Here is a 15,691-nt window from a genome sequence, read left to right on the forward strand (position 1 = left end):
TAATTTTAGAAACTTTTTTCATAATCTTGAAATTTAGATTAAACCTGTGCACGCGATTTAGATTAATTACGGACTAGGATTCTCCTCTTCCATATTATTTTCTATATTCATTTAGCANTACTAAGTATGTTGCAAATATAATATTTATTTAAAAAATTGTTATTCACGAAAATTAAATATCAAAAGTGGCTCTAGCTATAAGTGTCTCTAATAGATCTATAAGTATATCATTAACAATTACNACACCATATTATCAAACTGACAATATTATATTTTGGTGCGAAGCGTTATCTCGATTCATTAGAGTCATGAACTTAAAGAATTCGATTAGGAGTNTTGACAATAAACTTGCTGCTAAGTGCACATTAGATAAATCTATTGTAAACACTCCTAAAAAAGGGGTTAGTTCATCAATTTAATTTTAAAAGTCAAAGTTGCACCCGTTGTTTGATAGAGTGCTGCATCACTAGAATTTGGATCATAGATAACATGCTCATCGGCAGTTTTTGTCTTGCCTAGTATAGCATGGACCTTAATCCAGACCTCATCACCAGCAGGAATATTAAAAGCATGTAAATCAAATGATTCAGTTTGTGGGTTTGGATATTGACCACTCCATCCACTTTCACCACCGTTCCAAACCACTTTAAACTCCTGAACAAAACCTGCACGATTTTCGCAGTTAATTTTAGAAACTTTTTTCATAATCTTGAAATTTAGATTAAACCTGTGCACACGATTTAGATTAATAAAGGATTAGGATTTTCCTCTTCCATATCATTCTATAATTATTTTCTATATTCATTTAGCATTACTAAGTATGTTGCAAATATAATGCTTATTCTAAAACATTGTTATTCAAGAAGTTAATTATTCACGAAGATTAAGATTTATGATACCCAATAATAAACAGTAATATCATCCATTATATTACAAGTTCAAACTGTTGAAGTTATATATTTTAATTCGAAAATTAATAAAGAAGAGAAATGGGGTTATGAGGGGGGATACTCTCCATATCCATTTCTCTTCATCATTAATATTATAAATAGCCTAACATTATATTAACAAGGTCGTCTATCACTTAAGTAATCTCCATTATGCATTCATTTTCCAGTAGAACTAAACAACGACTAAACATTTATCAATTATGCCTATCTTTGATTTCTTTTCTAGCAAAATAACGTCTGCATATACCGAACCATATTCATTGTTTTATAAACAAGTTCTCTATTAAAATCCTTTCCTCTTCATTGCCCCCCATGATTTATTACCTCTTAGATACATATAATTGCCCTTCAATGCCCAAAACACAATACATGGATGATAGATGAATGCTTCAAATGAAGAATAGAAAATTAATCTCACTACATCTTTTGTTTTATTATAGACATGAAAATTAATTTCATTAATAAAGATTCCTAAAAAAGAGAATGTTGTACCAAATAAATACATAAAAATTAACAACAAGAAGAATGTTTTCCATACTGTCAAGCCCAAACAAAGAGCTACAATAAAATAAATATAACCTATCATTTCTATAATAGAGGCCATCCATTCAAAGAAAAAGAAATAAGGGTAGCCTAATAAACCGACAGTTCTATATTTCGGATTCAAAAACATTCTTTTGTGTAACTTCAGAGTATCAATTAATCCTCGTGTCCAACGTGTTCGCTGACGTCCTAGAGTTTGAAGGGTCTCAGGAACTTCAGTCCAGAGCAACGGATCTGAAATATACAACACTAAATGGGGTATTTTTTTATCATAATGGTATTCCTGTAAACGCGTTACTAATTCTATATCCTCCCCGATTGTCGACGGCAGATAACCACCAACTTTTAACATAGCCTCTTTCTTAAAAATTCCAAGAGCACCAGATACCAACAGAAGGCATCTTGCTTGTCCCAAAGCAATTCTTCCGATTAAGAAAGCTCGCAAATATTCTATAACTTGCATACCTAGGAAATATTTTTTGGGGACAGCATATTCCTTTATACTTCCATTTTCAAATTTGCACCCATTAGCAACATGCACAGATGCGCCAACCCCAATTACATAGGATTCTTTTCTTTCAACAATTGCTTTTACGAGTTTCAAAAGAGCATCACGGTCTAAGACAGAATCAACATCCACACAAACCACATAAAACTTATATGAAATATTCATTCCACAATTCATTGCATCAGCCTTACCTCCATTTTCTTTGTCTACAACGACTAAATTTCTGAAAATACTATTTTTAGAATGATAGATACCACGAACTTTTTTCGTTTTAATCTTATCATTTAAGATATAGCTCTGCTTTTCTAGTTGAAACTCTTTTTTCAATTTTTCCAGCGTATCATCTGTACTCCCATCATTAACAACAATTACATCATAATTAGAGTATCTTAAGTTAAGCAACGCTCTTACACATGAAATAATTGTAGCAGACTCATTATATGCAGATGCGATTACACTTACACTTGGTGCAGCATTACCTGCAGCAAGCAAAAAGTCGTAATTGATATCAACATTTTTTGTTTTATAATGAAAAAGATGGAATATTGATACAAAAGACATTACTGTATAAACTATGACAATAGCGATTGAATAGGTAAGGAAAAGCATATTGATAATTTCCCCAAATCCTATAAAAATATTATTTTCCATGTTTCTCTGATATTAAATTTCTACACATTTTATTTAAGTCCCCTTCTTCATAATGGGCTGCAAAATATTGTATATCACTTTTACCTCCTGAGACGTAATCATAGATACATATCAATATATGTTTTTTAATAATCATGTTATCTGTACGATAAAATATGTCAAGCATTATATCTGTAGTCATGTAATCAAGCCTTGAATAATTAGACAACATATCCTCCAAATTATATACATTAAATCTCTTCAACAATTCTTTATCTGAGTTTATCTCTTGATGATTCACAGCCAATAATCGATACAACTCCATTTGAATTTGGACATCTTTATACATTAAAGACTCTTGAAGTTGACTGCTAATATTCAGAGTCTGATGAAATAATCTCATCATTCTTAGTCCAAATAAAACTATTGAAGTATTTGTTGAATATAAGAATGTTGAAAAATTCGGTACCTCCTTCAACTTATATTTGAATAGATAAAAGTAACTCATCTGTTCCCAAAGAGAAAGGGAATATTTATAGTTTACAAAATCTTTTTCAAGATCAAAGCTTCCATAAAGAATCAAATTTTGAGTTGCATATAATCTGGTGACAGCATTTTTACTTTCACTAAGCTTCAGTAATGTCGGATACGACTTTTGAGTGCATCCTATGTTTACCAAAACTTTTAAAGCTCTAGTCCTATACACAAAATGTCCCCATTTTATATTCTTTACCATGTAGCTTTCTAAATCATATACAGCAGCTATCTGCTTGATTTTTTCTTGATCCTTGTACTTAAAATACTTTCCAAGATCATTTATGATTTCAATAAATGTCCATTTTTCTATATTCCTCAGCTTTTTCTTGACATTACAAGCTTCACTAACATCTCCATGATGTAAGAAACTAAAAATCACCTCTTCATATTCCCGACGAAGTACATTTTTTCGGAACTCACTTTGATGCCTTTTCCAACTCAAAAATAGAGTTGCAGCAGAAACTGCTAGTGCAGATAATATAAAGATAATGACAGCAATCCGAATCAAATGCAGTAGTACTGCATCAAATGATATAAAATAATGTGTTAACATATTACTTAAATAAATAATTTATTCCGAGTGTAAATCCTGGTATATCACGATTTAGCCCGTTTGTGTATTGTTCATTTCTAAAAGACACGGCTGTCTTAAGCAAGAAAGAAGAAGTCAGTTTTTGCTGCCATAGCAGATAGCCCCCCCATGTGTTGTTACCCAACAAATACTGACTATCCAAATGAGGAAGTATTTCAGCTGAATGACCATCAAAAAAGCAAGCATGTATATAATTCTTTGGATCTCCGAAATACCTTCTGACACCTATGTTTATTGACCCATAACAATTAGAATGTATATAAGTCAGATAAGGCTTCACAGTAATCCAGTAATTTCCAATGTATTTTTCGAGACCAACCGTATAGCTGAAAATTGGTTTTGTCCAATAATACATCTTACCACCTCCAGTAAGATTCCATCCGTTTGATAATGAAAACGTACCTTCTACTACTGCCAAATGCTTAGGAAACAAAGTTGATGAAGAATAAGCATATAAAGCATATAGAGATAACTTTTTAGACATAAATAGGTAAGCTTCCAATTGCCCTTGAGCATAAACTGTCTTGAAGTAATCATCACCAATAGGAACTTTCTGTGCCAAATTTAGTTTAGGTACAAATACTATATTATGTACACTATCAATATTTGTTTTTATCGCTCCTTCGATTGAAGTTATATTCCAATTCACTCTAGATGGCTTATTATAAAACTCCATCATATTAGTGACACCTACCGATTGCAATTCTATTGTTTTTTCCTGGCAAAACGCTATGTTGCAATTAGCTAATAAAAATACGAAAAGAAAATATTTCATAAGCTTTATTTTTTTAGTATGTTATTTAATAATTCATCTGTATCCAGAGGCACAACAAAATAGTCTGTTGCTCCTAGCGACTTTGCCTGCTGCATGCTCACTTGATCATAGAAACTACTACCAATAAAAAATTTTGCTTTTACAAAGTTGCTCTGTTCTTTAAGCTTCTCATCACAATATTTTTGATATCTCTCTAAAATTTCCAAACCATTATAATAACTCACTAGAATACCGACAATAACGATATCCCAGTCTTTACTAAATAGCAGATTGACTATATCAATACCGTCCTCCACTACTTTTACATTGTGTCCCAATAATCTCAAGTTATAGCCAAGATAATCAGCATACACATTGTTCCGCAGTCCAATCAAAATATTCATAATATTTTCCTCCTTTATTATTTTAATAGTCAAACTCATGACAGACATTGATATATTAATACCAAAAGTCAAAGCCTGTACTCATTATTTTTCCATTGCTAACCTTTGATCCCTGTAGTAGCATTTGCGATCGTTCGTGAAATAACATTTTGACTATCCATGCAGGAATATTTGGGAATAATCTTCTTCTACCAAAAGATTGTAACATTTTATCAGAGAATTCGTTCATAGTAAGATTTTCGTTTGAAACAATATTGAAGACACCGTCAATTTCATTATGCATCAAAATGTGATTATAAACATTGTTCAAATCATTGATACATACCAATGGGAAATATTGCTTACCGTTGCCGAGTGCAACATTAAGTCCTAATTTAGCTAGTGGTTTTAGTTTTTGGTATATTCCTCCATCTGGTCCAATAACCAGACCTTTACGCAAAATGACAACTCGGTCGGCTACGTCTCTGAACTTCAAAGCCGCATCTTCCCACAACCTACATACATAGGCAGGGAAATCAGTTCCGTTCTTGTCTTCTTCCGTGAAAATGTGATTAGTGGTTACTGCTCCATAATATCCCACAGCAGATGAAGAAATCAGCACATTTATTCTGTTGCCTGATTCAATGATAGCTTTCAATAGAAAGTCCAACGACTTCACCCTACTATTCAGAATTTCATTCTTTCGGTCTACAGTCCATTGCTTTTCGCCAATATTAGCTCCGGTCATATTGATGAGTGCATCTACACCATCAAAAGCCCTAGAATCAATGAATCCTTGGTCTACATTCCATTGGTAATAATGAATGTTTTCCCCATCGGTCATAGTTCTTCTGGTCAGAACATTTACTTCGTTTCCTTTTTTTACAAGAAAAGGAATCAAAGTTCTTCCTATAAACCCAGTACCACCAGCAATTAATACTTTCATATACAATGGCTTTAAAAATAAAATAGAATACAACAATTATAATAAGTATTCTAATAACTCTAATTATCACTATCACAGCAAAGTATAAACATCAACTTTATAATCCTTATGTGTTCAAAAGTTGATTTTACCAATGTATGAAGCCACTTACACTATTACTCAATTCATTCTTTTTATTATGATTCTTATCTTTTTCTATAATCACTCATAGTATTATCTTTCTGCGAATATTCACAGAATCATATTCCGACTACCCATTCAGACATGTTTGGATATAATCTTCTTCTATTAAAAGAATATAACATCTTATCAGAGAATTCGTTCATGTTAAGATGTTCGTTTGAAACAATGTTGAATACACCGTCAATCTCGTTATACTTTAAAACGTGATCAGTGGTTACTGCTTTATAATATTCCACAGCAGATGTATATATCAACACCTTTATTTTGTTTGCGAATTTTTTGATTGATTTCAAAAGAAAATTCAATAGCTTCACTCTACTATTAAGGATTTCATTTTTAAGGTCTACAATCCATTGTTTTTTATCATTATTAGTTTCGGTCATATTGATAAGTGTATTCACACCATTAAAAGCCTTAGAATCAATAAATTCTTGGTCTACATCCCATCGGTAATAACGTATGCTTTTCACATCGGTCATTGTCCTTCTGGTCAGAACATTTACTTCGTTTCCTTTCTTCACAAGAAAAGGAATCAAAGTTCTTCCTATAAACTCATTACCACCAGCTATCAATACTTTCATATACAATGGCTTTAAAAATAAAATAGAATACAACAATTATAATAAGTATTCTAATAACTCCAATTCTAATTATCACTATCTCAGCAAAGTGTAAACACCAACTTTATAATCCTTATATGCTCAAAAGTTGGTTTTACCAATGTATGAAGCCACTTACACTATAAACTCAATTCATTCTTTTTATTATGGTTCTAAATTATTTTCAATAAACACTTATAATATATTCTTATCAGGAACTACACGTTTTTATCAAATTAATAATAAAATTTTATATTAGTGAAGACATTGTTTATTTATATGATTTAGTTCCAACAACAATTAAAACTTTCTTCTTATATATCAATCACTTACGATTATTTTATATTTCCAATTAGCATTACTAAGAATGATGCAAATATAATGTCAAATTCAAAACATTGTACTTTTTTAATACACTTATTTATAAAAATTAACTTTTAAGGATCAAAAGAACCATGATTATATTCTTTCCCCACTTATAAATTAAATGCAAAGTATTTTTTTCAAAGGCGTAAATACATAAAAGGAAAATGGATATAAAGAGTTTTCTCTTCATATCCATTTTCCTTCTTCATGTAATACTATGCCGAAAGCCATAATATCAGCATTTACAATTCTAGAGTTCTTTAAATACTAATTCCTATAAATCTCTAACTCATCGAACTAAAACTACGGATTTTATTTAAGCATAATATGATCTTAACTGTATGATATGTAATAAGTTAATTATTACTTCTTTTTGCAGAAAAGATATTCGAAAAAGAACATGCAATGTTTTTTTCATTATATTTGCGACATATTGTATTTATATTACTAAAACTTTGAAAAACAAGAGAGATGGAGAGACCCTCCATTCTAATAATAACCTAAAACTTAAATTATGTCTAAAATTGCATTAGAAGCTCTTGGTGGCGAGAGCGGAAAGTATTTAAGCCATGCAAAAGACGAAGTTTGGTTGCAAACAGGCAATCAAGGTGATGGTGAAGTTTTCAACATCATTGAAACATCTAAAGGCAGAGTTGCATTAGCATGTCTTGGGAAAGAAAAAGGTAAATACCTCTCACACGCATTTGCAAAACTATGGTTACAAGATGGCATCCAAGGTGAAGGAGAAGAATGGATCTGCCATGACAAAGGAAATGGGAACATTGCTTTTGAATGTTTAGGCAAAGAAAAAGGTTTATTTTTATCACACGCCTTAGACAAGATGTGGTTACAAAATGGCTATCAAGGAGAAGGTGAGCTGTGGGCTAAACAAGAATTCATTGCTCTAGAAGCCCTTGGAGCAGAAAAAGGTTCATACCTTAGTCATGCAAAAGACGAAGTTTGGTTGCAAAAAGGAAACCAGGGAGACGGTGAAGTCTTTATTAAAGAGCTTAGACCTAAAGGCAGAGTTGCATTAGCATGCCTTGGTAAAGAAAGAGGTAAGTATCTCTCACACGCATTTGCAAAACTATGGTTACAAGATGGTGTTCAAGGAGAAGGAGAAGAGTGGATTTGCCATGACAAAGGAAATGGAAACGTAGCCTTTGAATGTTTAGGCAAAGAAACCGGGACAGATCTCTCACACGCATTCGATAAGATGTGGTTACAAAACGGCTATCAGGGAGAAGGTGAGCTGTGGGCTAAACAAGCACAGTAATAGCATCTAACTAAAAATAACAGCCATTCATTATTTGTGAATGGCTGTTATGGTGATTCATATATATATCTAATGTTATCAGATTAGATGTTCTCTATTTTTTCCTTTTATCATCTTTAGTCACGAAGATAGAAACGATTGTAACCAAGCCTGTCATACCGAAAATACCAGCAAACCACTGATGATTCAAATAAAGAGCAAATCCTGCTACACCCATAAAGACAACTATAGACAAAAAAGCGAAGAACATCCCAAAGAAATTTATTCGCCCCGTTCTACGTTCGACACAATTGATTATTTTTAGTTTTTTCATATCTGAGCAATGACGATGCTCTTGCTCCTTTTCAGATGCTGCTATAAAATAATCAATAAATTTAGGGTCTATATCTTTATATTTTTTGAGTTCCTCCGCTGAAGGCATAGAACTATCCTCTACTGTGACCGTCTGTTCTAACTGATTACCAACACTATCGCCGCTTGATACGTGAGTTTCGCTGCGTTTTATTGATTGTTTAGCCTTTTTTTATTATAACTTTATTAAAACCAGTACGCATATCACGCCCAATTTTCTCACGGTCAGAACGTAAATTTATTGAATCTGATTTTGAATTTTCAAACATATCTCGATAAATTTCCTTTACAGAATCAGATTTTACATCATACTCCCCAAATGAAGCTTTACGAAATGTTTTTGCCCCATTCGACATAAAATGTTTAACATCTTTGATTATGCACATATTCTATTCTCCATTGTTTGATTTCAATTGCAAAGTTAATAAATTAATTAAGACAAACAATGTTTTTATGTGTTAAAGTGTAATATCATTATTAATAATTACCATTGTTTTAACTAGCGATATTCTTATCACACAATTACGTTTTTTAATACACTTACAAAATACTGTTCTAAACAGCACATCCAATAGTAATCATTTTGCAATTAGTGACTGCCTTAATTCCGTGCTTTGTTCCAGCAGGAACCATAACATAAGTACTAGAATTAACCGTCATAACTTTATCATCAATCATGAATTCAAGGGAACCATCTTCGATGATGAAATGCTCTTCCATCGTTTCATGTATATGCACTTCAACTGCTTCGCCAGCCGTCAAAAGAGACACGGCAATCTGAGTGATGTTACTAGAAGCCTCATCATTAGAACACAGCACCTTCTTTATTCCAGCCCCATGTGATGTCGCAACATCATTTATTGTATTTATGTTTTTGATTGTAAATCCCATTATTATAATAGATCCTATTCGACTCAAAAATACGCTCTTTCTTCTTCGGAGTGCATTATAAATCCTTCAAATTTGTGATTCTTTATAAAATATGCTCAAATATAGTTGTGTTCATATTTAAGTTATACCCGTGAGATATCCTGATTATATTGAAACTATTTTTACCAACTTCTTAACCAGAACTCATTGAAAATATCACTTTCTGTAGGCTCTGAAGTAGTAATTAACAATTCATCAAAAGAGAAAAGTATTTCTATTGTTAGTTATTCAACTGGTTTAATATTCCATTTTTTACAACGTGTTTCAAGGTAATGAATATTCATATCTATCACTTCACCATTTAAATAAATACCTAATTTATCTTGGTTGGCACTTAGGAAGTTTGCAATTTGAGTATGAACTGTTTTGAATATTTCAAGAGTATGTGTATTCATGTATTCCACGAGCATATCTATATAATTATACTCATACATTTTAATGTATCTACCTATGAATTCATGAGAAGAAAACCATTCCGGATTTTTCTGATTTAAACTCTTTATAACAGAATCTGCTTGTTCAATTGTAATACTCATATCTTTAAAAATTAAGTTATATCATTATTTTATATACGATCATTCCCTACTTCCGCCTACAGACTCGTTACTAGCATCACTTGATTAATACATAAATTCAAAGCCTGTGCTTTTAAACTTATCATTACTAATCTTTGAGCCTTGAAGCAACATTTCAGCTCGTTCCATAAATAACATTTTGATTATGAATGCGGGAATGTTTGGCAACAACTTTCTTTTGCCAAAAGTGTCCAACAATTTTTGGGAGAATTCATTCATGGTAATATGTTGATTTGCCACAATATTGAAGACACCGTCAATTTCATTATGCTCCAAAATGTAATTATAAACACGGATTAGATCATTCATGTATACCAAAGGGAAATATTGCTTGCCACTGCCCAGAGCAACACTTAAACCGAACTTCGCCAATGGTGCTAATTTCTGATATACTCCTCCATTCTTTCCAACAACCAGACCTTTACGTAAAATAACGACTCGGTCTGCCACCTCTCTGAACTTCAACGCTTCTTCTTCCCATAACCTACATACGTAGGCTGGAAAATCAGTACCGTTTTGGTCCTCTTCAGTGAAAATATGGTCCGTTGTTACTGCTCCATAATATCCCACAGCAGATGAAGAAATCAGCACATCTATTCTGTTGCCTGATTCAATGATGGCTTTCAAAAGAAAGTCCAACGGCTTCACCCTACTATTCAGAATTTCATTCTTACGGTCTACAGTCCAACGTTTTTCACCAATATTAGCTCCAGTCATGTTGATGAGTGCATTCACACCATCAAAAGCCTTCGGCTCAATAAGTTCTTTATCTACATCCCATCGGAAATAATGTATGCTTTCCACATCAACCATATTCCGTCGAGTCAGAACATTTACTTCATGTCCATTCTTTACAAGAAATGGAATCAAGCTCTTTCCAATAAATCCAGTACCACCGGCAATTAATATTTTCATATATTAGAGTTTTAAAAGTCCGATTGCATCTGGCAAATATAAAGAGTATTTTTAATAAATGCAAGTTTATATCACTTTGTTTGGATGTATCATGCAAATTAGCCGATGGTGATTAGATATAAAGGCTCTAATGCTCGTTATATAGAACATTCTATATGTCTTGCGGCTTTTTCAGCTTTGTTGTTTGATGCTTCAGCCTCCAGAAGAAATGCCTGATGCGGAATATCGGTTCAGAGATTGCTTCTGACGGGAAATACCGTAGTAATCTCCAATCACGAGACAGACGTTGCAAATTTCTACCCAATAGGTCATTGCCGAAGTCATACCGTGTATCATACTTTCCGAAGTTGCCTCCCTGTAAAATTTCATTCAAAACGAACCGCCCACGACTTTCGTCCACAGGTACAAGCACCTTATCAGGTTTCATTCCGAAATACTCAGTCAATATCCACATGATAGCACCTGCGATATGGCGAATACCAAGATGTGAGAACAATACATTATAATCATTACTAAACTCAACATCATTCTGCAATACATAATAGTAATCCAGCAACTGCCTAAGTCCAATACCTTCATGAAACAGATGATTATAAATGTGGCTTAATAAAAACACTTTATTGAATTCAGCTGTAGGCACAGCAATCACTCCATCCGCAATATCCTTTCTATTATGGAACTGTTCATCAGCGATGTCAGCATAATAATGCTGTAATCTAGAATTATAGATGAAATTAAACATAAACGAAGGTCGATAATGCACCTCCACATCCGTTCCGTTAAATCTAGGATATTCAATATGATGATAGATTGCTTTTGCATCAGGCTGCTGCAATCTAACATATTTTATTATTGTCCTTACATCATCTACAACTTTTCTTTTCCCTAAGTCATACCTCCTCGGTCTAATCAATATATCAATATCACCAGGAGTACGCGAGTTAGGCTGCGGATACAACAAGCCATTGCCCTGCCCTTTCAAGAGACAAGATTGGAATTTGTCTTGAGCTAACTTTTCAGATAGCTTAATAACATTAGCCGTGACATTATGATTTATCCTCTCAATAGCCCTAACTTGTCCGAACCATTCTATCACCAGCTTTCCAAACACATCTTTCTCATCATCACCAGACGGAGGCGTAGCTCTTTCAAGAGCACGGAATACCACCGCTAGCAACGATTGCTTTTGTGCTATGACATATATCTGTTTCCATTCAGTCACAGACAGTTCTGGAACAGCAAGGTTATCATTGATGGCACATCTAAGAACCTGAAAGAATTTATTGTATAAGTCTATCATCTTAATATCCTATATTTTGCATTATATAATTATTACGAAGGATTGCTTTTAATACGAAGTTTGTGTTCATTAATGATATTCTTATGGAAGATTCTCTTCCTGTTCTTTGTTACATATTAGAATAAACAAATATATTATATTCTATCATGCGAAACAATACTTTTCTTTTCCTTAATTTTGTTTTTCATAGAAATCACTAACAATACTTAGTTAGTAGATAAAATATTTATCTAGACTCGAGTATACTTATATCAGATACCGAGAATGGGATCTTTTTCATCCAAATAAATATTACACAATAAAGACAGATTATGGATTCGGATGATTATCACCTATTTATATTCAGGAGCAAGGTGTCCGTCTTTATCAAAAATACCGGCACTCTTTAAAAATTCTACAGCCAATTCCTTTGAATTAGATATACGTTCAAAAGAAGAAGATATTACTCTATTATACATCTCATCATTCGAAAGAGGAGCTTCATGTGGTCGACCATGACTTTCTTTCGACATTTTATCAAGCTGCTTTTTGATGTCGTTTAATTTGTTTCGACTATCTTTTTCCATTTTCATATAATAAACATTTTAATATGCATCCATCCCCCTTAAAAGAGAGATTTACTGAGAGAGGTAACTTATAGCATCAAGAAATGGTTCCATCATTTCACCCTATTCTCTAATACTATCAAGTTGAATATACATTCGCCGGGTTGAATCCTTTATATCCGAATTGGATAGATTAGAAAAACCATTTTTGATAGAAGTTATTCGTTTGAGAATTATTTAATGAATCCACCGTTACGAACTGACAACCAGACGCATCATATTTCGTGAAAATTTTAAGAATCATTTGGATAATTATAGTGCCAATACCTAAAGATTGGAATTGATTACTCACACCTAAATGACAAATATTAATTGCAGGAAACGAAGTTTGTTGATTCCAAATTTCATTATAATCTTCAGCAACGTGACCACAAACTTCTTCTTGCAAATCTTTTTTATCTTCCTGTGATAATAGTCCGATACTATCATTAGCTAGAGTAAAGACTGCTAATAAAGAAGAAGTTGATATTCGTCTAACAACATAGACAGAACAAAGGTGGTGCTTATCACATCTAAATAATTTATCAGAATGAAAGAAAGAATTTAATTGATTTTCTTTATCATCCTCTCCACAAGAAAAGTTCAACAAATCCTCTTTATCCATTTCACTCAATCTTTCAATACTGATATCAGCCGAAAAATGGATTTTTCCCACCATTTGCTTTTATAAATTCATTATAAGTAGAATCAATTTGCTTACGTCTTTCTCTCATGCACGCAGATTCTTCTTTTGATATATTACCAGTCATAACATCATGCATGCGCGAGCGAAAATGTTTAATTTCACTATCTGTCATTTTAAATTTCGATGTATTTCTAAGCATAATAATAATTTTCTGCAAAAATAGAACTTAATTTTATGAAAAACAAATTTTTAATAAAGTAAAGGCTTTATTTAACTTTTCAACAAACAATACGGTATTATTACCAAATATCATAGCCTGCCCTTATTTAATCGAAAAAAAGCAGCACACTTAAAAATGAATTGCTGCTTTTTCTCTTATATATCTTATATTTACACCGCTTGAATTACCTCCATCAGATAAAACAAACAAAGCTATATCATTACATTTTATTTTTTGTCATGGTTAATTTCCGGACAACAAAAGACACATCCGTCTGCATAAGGATAAGTTTTCTTTGCTTCGCGCAAAGCATCCTCTGAAGAATCAAACTCACCTAAATACTCTGCATAATAAGAAGCGGGCATCCAAGGGCATCCGTCCCGATGAACTTCATTGTTTTTTCCACTACCAGTTTGACGGCGCTTATTTACGTAATATTTGTGTTTCATAATATAAGCAATTAATTATCAATGGAGATACGCTTGTACCTTTGCAGCAGAAACGCCAACAGCACGTACTGCGTCCTGTAACTCTTTAACAGTACATTTAAATTTTTTACACCAATAATTAACCTCATATGGCTCATGAAGATTAATTCTGCTTCCATCTAACGGTTCTTTAATTAGTAAATCATCCATAATATTAAAATTTAAAAATCTATCAAGGTCATGATTACATAGCAAAAAGTATGATTGACATACAGAAGATGTTTGTCAAGATATAACATCTATACTCAAACTATGATTTACAAATCAAAGAAAATAATCCATATTTCCAATATATAGCCATGAATTGCCTTTGTTATTTAACGTAAGTTATACGAATTCACCTATTTTTATTTAGCAAATTCCTTTATCATTTGTTCGTTCTTTAACGAGCAAATCAACAACCTGCCGTTATGCAAAGCTACAATATAATCATTTAATCCTTCTACCACAACCTGTTGCGCATCATTCGCGTGCACGATACAGTTATTACTTTGATACAAATTGATATTGCTACCAACCTTTGCATTGCCATCTTTGTCCTGGGGTAGCAAAGTATGTAATGAACCCCAACTACAAAGATCGCTCCATCCGAATTCTGCAGGCAGTGTATATATACAGTCACTAATCTATCAATTTTAGCAAACCGTCAAAATTATACACTTACCTATAAGAAAATAGACCATTTATTTTAATTTTACAATAGAATTATAAATCTCCATTGTCTGATTAGCAATATCATCCCAATTATATTTGGTCATATCGTAATCAATGCGGTGCAAGGGAGTATGGATTATAGTATTAATTCTATCAGCTAACTGGTTTATGTTTCCACATTCGAAGTAACATTCATCCGATAATCCTATTTCTTTATTTGCAGGAATATCGCTAACCACAACAGGTAGTTTGTAACTCATCGCTTCTAATAATGCAATTGGTAATCCTTCATGACTTGAAGGTAAAACATAACACAGAGCATTAGTCAAAAGCGAATGCAACTTTTTTCCCTTTACAAATCCAGTTAGCACAACACCATTATCTTTTGCTAACTTCTTTAAACTACGAGAATAATCATCATCGAAATCAGCATCACCAGCTAGAATTAATTTAGGAAAATCAGAACTATTTGATTGTGACTTCAACTTTATATAAGCCTCTACTAAATGATGAAGATTTTTCTCAGGAACAAAACGACACATACCAAGCACATACTTACCTTCTTCTATTCCTAATTTATTGAAATACTCAGTATTGTGGCAAATATCAGGTTGAGGAACACCATTATAAATTAGATGAACGCTCTTTGTTCTATTATACTTTTTTGATATCAAATCTTTAATAACATTTGATATAACTATCACATCATCGGCAAACATACATCCCATTCTCTCACCTAGCTTAAGAATAGTCTTGGCAGC

Annotated in this window: 20 protein-coding genes and 1 pseudogene; 1 reads left to right on the top strand and 20 read right to left on the bottom strand. The window is 32.6% G+C overall.

Features of this window, described 5'->3' with window-relative positions; all coding sequences use genetic code 11:
* Positions 1-402: 402 nt before the first annotated feature.
* From B045_RS0109960 to B045_RS0109990, 7 genes are all read right to left on the bottom strand, one after another.
* Entirely contained in the window at positions 403-705 is a 303-nt protein-coding gene (locus tag B045_RS0109960) for a hypothetical protein (RefSeq protein ID WP_018464117.1), read from the bottom strand.
* A gap of 528 nt (positions 706-1,233) precedes the next feature.
* Positions 1,234-2,652 carry a glycosyltransferase family 2 protein gene (locus tag B045_RS0109965; protein WP_018464118.1) on the bottom strand — a complete coding sequence of 473 codons (1,419 nt, stop codon included), beginning with the start codon at positions 2,650-2,652 and terminating at the stop codon, positions 1,234-1,236.
* Positions 2,642-3,721, bottom strand: coding sequence for a hypothetical protein (locus tag B045_RS0109970; RefSeq protein WP_018464119.1), 1,080 nt, complete (start codon positions 3,719-3,721; stop codon positions 2,642-2,644). Before B045_RS0109970 ends, B045_RS0109965 begins: the two co-directional genes overlap by 11 nt.
* A 1-nt stretch (position 3,722) precedes the next feature.
* Positions 3,723-4,535 carry a YaiO family outer membrane beta-barrel protein gene (locus tag B045_RS0109975; RefSeq protein ID WP_081618626.1) on the bottom strand — a complete coding sequence of 271 codons (813 nt, stop codon included), beginning with the start codon at positions 4,533-4,535 and terminating at the stop codon, positions 3,723-3,725.
* A gap of 5 nt (positions 4,536-4,540) precedes the next feature.
* A complete protein-coding gene (locus tag B045_RS0109980) occupies positions 4,541-4,918 on the bottom strand; it encodes a PleD family two-component system response regulator (RefSeq protein WP_154650150.1) in 378 nt (125 codons plus the stop codon).
* Positions 4,919-4,973: 55 nt separating this feature from the next.
* On the bottom strand, positions 4,974-5,843 hold the full coding sequence (locus B045_RS0109985) for a TIGR01777 family oxidoreductase (RefSeq protein ID WP_018464122.1): 870 nt from the start codon (positions 5,841-5,843) through the stop codon (positions 4,974-4,976).
* Between the two features lie 239 nt (positions 5,844-6,082).
* Positions 6,083-6,607, bottom strand: a complete 525-nt coding sequence (locus tag B045_RS0109990; RefSeq protein ID WP_018464123.1) for an NAD-dependent epimerase/dehydratase family protein — start codon at positions 6,605-6,607, stop codon at positions 6,083-6,085.
* Positions 6,608-7,505: 898 nt separating this feature from the next.
* On the opposite strand from B045_RS0109990, the gene B045_RS0109995 reads away from it, so the two are divergent.
* Positions 7,506-8,267: a hypothetical protein gene (locus B045_RS0109995; protein ID WP_018464124.1), complete on the top strand. Its 762-nt coding sequence runs from the start codon at positions 7,506-7,508 to the stop codon at positions 8,265-8,267.
* Positions 8,268-8,361: 94 nt separating this feature from the next.
* Here B045_RS0109995 and B045_RS0110000 read toward each other — a convergent pair whose 3' ends face one another.
* From B045_RS0110000 to B045_RS0110060, 13 genes and pseudogenes are all read right to left on the bottom strand, one after another.
* Entirely contained in the window at positions 8,362-8,688 is a 327-nt protein-coding gene (locus B045_RS0110000) for a DUF2335 domain-containing protein (RefSeq protein WP_018464125.1), read from the bottom strand.
* A gap of 91 nt (positions 8,689-8,779) precedes the next feature.
* Positions 8,780-9,004, bottom strand: coding sequence for a hypothetical protein (locus B045_RS0110005; RefSeq protein WP_018464126.1), 225 nt, complete (start codon positions 9,002-9,004; stop codon positions 8,780-8,782).
* 169 nt (positions 9,005-9,173) lie between these two features.
* Positions 9,174-9,509, bottom strand: coding sequence for a cupin domain-containing protein (locus B045_RS0110010; RefSeq protein WP_018464127.1), 336 nt, complete (start codon positions 9,507-9,509; stop codon positions 9,174-9,176).
* A 263-nt stretch (positions 9,510-9,772) separates the two neighbouring features.
* Positions 9,773-10,084, bottom strand: a complete 312-nt coding sequence (locus B045_RS0110015) for a hypothetical protein (protein ID WP_018464128.1) — start codon at positions 10,082-10,084, stop codon at positions 9,773-9,775.
* An 84-nt stretch (positions 10,085-10,168) separates the two neighbouring features.
* Positions 10,169-11,038, bottom strand: coding sequence for a TIGR01777 family oxidoreductase (locus B045_RS0110020; protein WP_018464129.1), 870 nt, complete (start codon positions 11,036-11,038; stop codon positions 10,169-10,171).
* Positions 11,039-11,189: 151 nt separating this feature from the next.
* Positions 11,190-12,338 (bottom strand): nucleotidyltransferase family protein, encoded by a 1,149-nt coding sequence (locus tag B045_RS0110025; protein ID WP_018464130.1) that lies wholly within the window; start codon positions 12,336-12,338, stop codon positions 11,190-11,192.
* A gap of 332 nt (positions 12,339-12,670) precedes the next feature.
* Positions 12,671-12,910 (bottom strand): hypothetical protein, encoded by a 240-nt coding sequence (locus B045_RS0110030; RefSeq protein WP_018464131.1) that lies wholly within the window; start codon positions 12,908-12,910, stop codon positions 12,671-12,673.
* A 166-nt stretch (positions 12,911-13,076) separates the two neighbouring features.
* Positions 13,077-13,547 (bottom strand): GNAT family N-acetyltransferase, encoded by a 471-nt coding sequence (locus B045_RS0110035; RefSeq protein ID WP_025884392.1) that lies wholly within the window; start codon positions 13,545-13,547, stop codon positions 13,077-13,079.
* Positions 13,548-13,572: 25 nt separating this feature from the next.
* Positions 13,573-13,767, bottom strand: coding sequence for a hypothetical protein (locus B045_RS15530; RefSeq protein ID WP_018464133.1), 195 nt, complete (start codon positions 13,765-13,767; stop codon positions 13,573-13,575).
* A 248-nt stretch (positions 13,768-14,015) separates the two neighbouring features.
* The gene (locus B045_RS0110045; RefSeq protein ID WP_018464134.1) at positions 14,016-14,237 is read right to left on the bottom strand and encodes a hypothetical protein; all 222 of its coding nucleotides are present in this window, start codon (positions 14,235-14,237) and stop codon (positions 14,016-14,018) included.
* Between the two features lie 18 nt (positions 14,238-14,255).
* A complete protein-coding gene (locus B045_RS15870) occupies positions 14,256-14,426 on the bottom strand; it encodes a DUF3606 domain-containing protein (protein ID WP_018464135.1) in 171 nt (56 codons plus the stop codon).
* A gap of 197 nt (positions 14,427-14,623) precedes the next feature.
* Positions 14,624-14,890 (bottom strand): annotated as a pseudogene (locus B045_RS15675) (mannose-1-phosphate guanylyltransferase); the annotation flags it as partial.
* A 69-nt stretch (positions 14,891-14,959) separates the two neighbouring features.
* Positions 14,960-15,691: glycosyltransferase family 4 protein (locus B045_RS0110060; protein ID WP_018464137.1), on the bottom strand; the 732-nt coding region annotated here is incomplete at its 5' end.

The organism is Segatella paludivivens DSM 17968 = JCM 13650 (genome assembly GCF_000373185.1).
Classification (GTDB): Bacteria; Bacteroidota; Bacteroidia; order Bacteroidales; family Bacteroidaceae; genus Prevotella; species Prevotella paludivivens.

What these genes read in the sequence shown, in the direction of transcription:
- B045_RS0109960 (WP_018464117.1), bottom strand. Translation starts at nt 705, where the DNA reads ATGAAAAAAGTTTCTAAAATTAACTGCGAAAATCGTGCAGGTTTTGTT.
- B045_RS0109965 (WP_018464118.1), bottom strand. Translation starts at nt 2,652, where the DNA reads ATGGAAAATAATATTTTTATAGGATTTGGGGAAATTATCAATATGCTT.
- B045_RS0109970 (WP_018464119.1), bottom strand. Translation starts at nt 3,721, where the DNA reads ATGTTAACACATTATTTTATATCATTTGATGCAGTACTACTGCATTTG.
- B045_RS0109975 (WP_081618626.1), bottom strand. Translation starts at nt 4,535, where the DNA reads ATGAAATATTTTCTTTTCGTATTTTTATTAGCTAATTGCAACATAGCG.
- B045_RS0109980 (WP_154650150.1), bottom strand. Translation starts at nt 4,918, where the DNA reads ATGAATATTTTGATTGGACTGCGGAACAATGTGTATGCTGATTATCTT.
- B045_RS0109985 (WP_018464122.1), bottom strand. Translation starts at nt 5,843, where the DNA reads ATGAAAGTATTAATTGCTGGTGGTACTGGGTTTATAGGAAGAACTTTG.
- B045_RS0109990 (WP_018464123.1), bottom strand. Translation starts at nt 6,607, where the DNA reads ATGAAAGTATTGATAGCTGGTGGTAATGAGTTTATAGGAAGAACTTTG.
- B045_RS0109995 (WP_018464124.1), top strand. Translation starts at nt 7,506, where the DNA reads ATGTCTAAAATTGCATTAGAAGCTCTTGGTGGCGAGAGCGGAAAGTAT.
- B045_RS0110000 (WP_018464125.1), bottom strand. Translation starts at nt 8,688, where the DNA reads ATGCCTTCAGCGGAGGAACTCAAAAAATATAAAGATATAGACCCTAAA.
- B045_RS0110005 (WP_018464126.1), bottom strand. Translation starts at nt 9,004, where the DNA reads ATGTGCATAATCAAAGATGTTAAACATTTTATGTCGAATGGGGCAAAA.
- B045_RS0110010 (WP_018464127.1), bottom strand. Translation starts at nt 9,509, where the DNA reads ATGGGATTTACAATCAAAAACATAAATACAATAAATGATGTTGCGACA.
- B045_RS0110015 (WP_018464128.1), bottom strand. Translation starts at nt 10,084, where the DNA reads ATGAGTATTACAATTGAACAAGCAGATTCTGTTATAAAGAGTTTAAAT.
- B045_RS0110020 (WP_018464129.1), bottom strand. Translation starts at nt 11,038, where the DNA reads ATGAAAATATTAATTGCCGGTGGTACTGGATTTATTGGAAAGAGCTTG.
- B045_RS0110025 (WP_018464130.1), bottom strand. Translation starts at nt 12,338, where the DNA reads ATGATAGACTTATACAATAAATTCTTTCAGGTTCTTAGATGTGCCATC.
- B045_RS0110030 (WP_018464131.1), bottom strand. Translation starts at nt 12,910, where the DNA reads ATGAAAATGGAAAAAGATAGTCGAAACAAATTAAACGACATCAAAAAG.
- B045_RS0110035 (WP_025884392.1), bottom strand. Translation starts at nt 13,547, where the DNA reads ATGGATAAAGAGGATTTGTTGAACTTTTCTTGTGGAGAGGATGATAAA.
- B045_RS15530 (WP_018464133.1), bottom strand. Translation starts at nt 13,767, where the DNA reads ATGCTTAGAAATACATCGAAATTTAAAATGACAGATAGTGAAATTAAA.
- B045_RS0110045 (WP_018464134.1), bottom strand. Translation starts at nt 14,237, where the DNA reads ATGAAACACAAATATTACGTAAATAAGCGCCGTCAAACTGGTAGTGGA.
- B045_RS15870 (WP_018464135.1), bottom strand. Translation starts at nt 14,426, where the DNA reads ATGGATGATTTACTAATTAAAGAACCGTTAGATGGAAGCAGAATTAAT.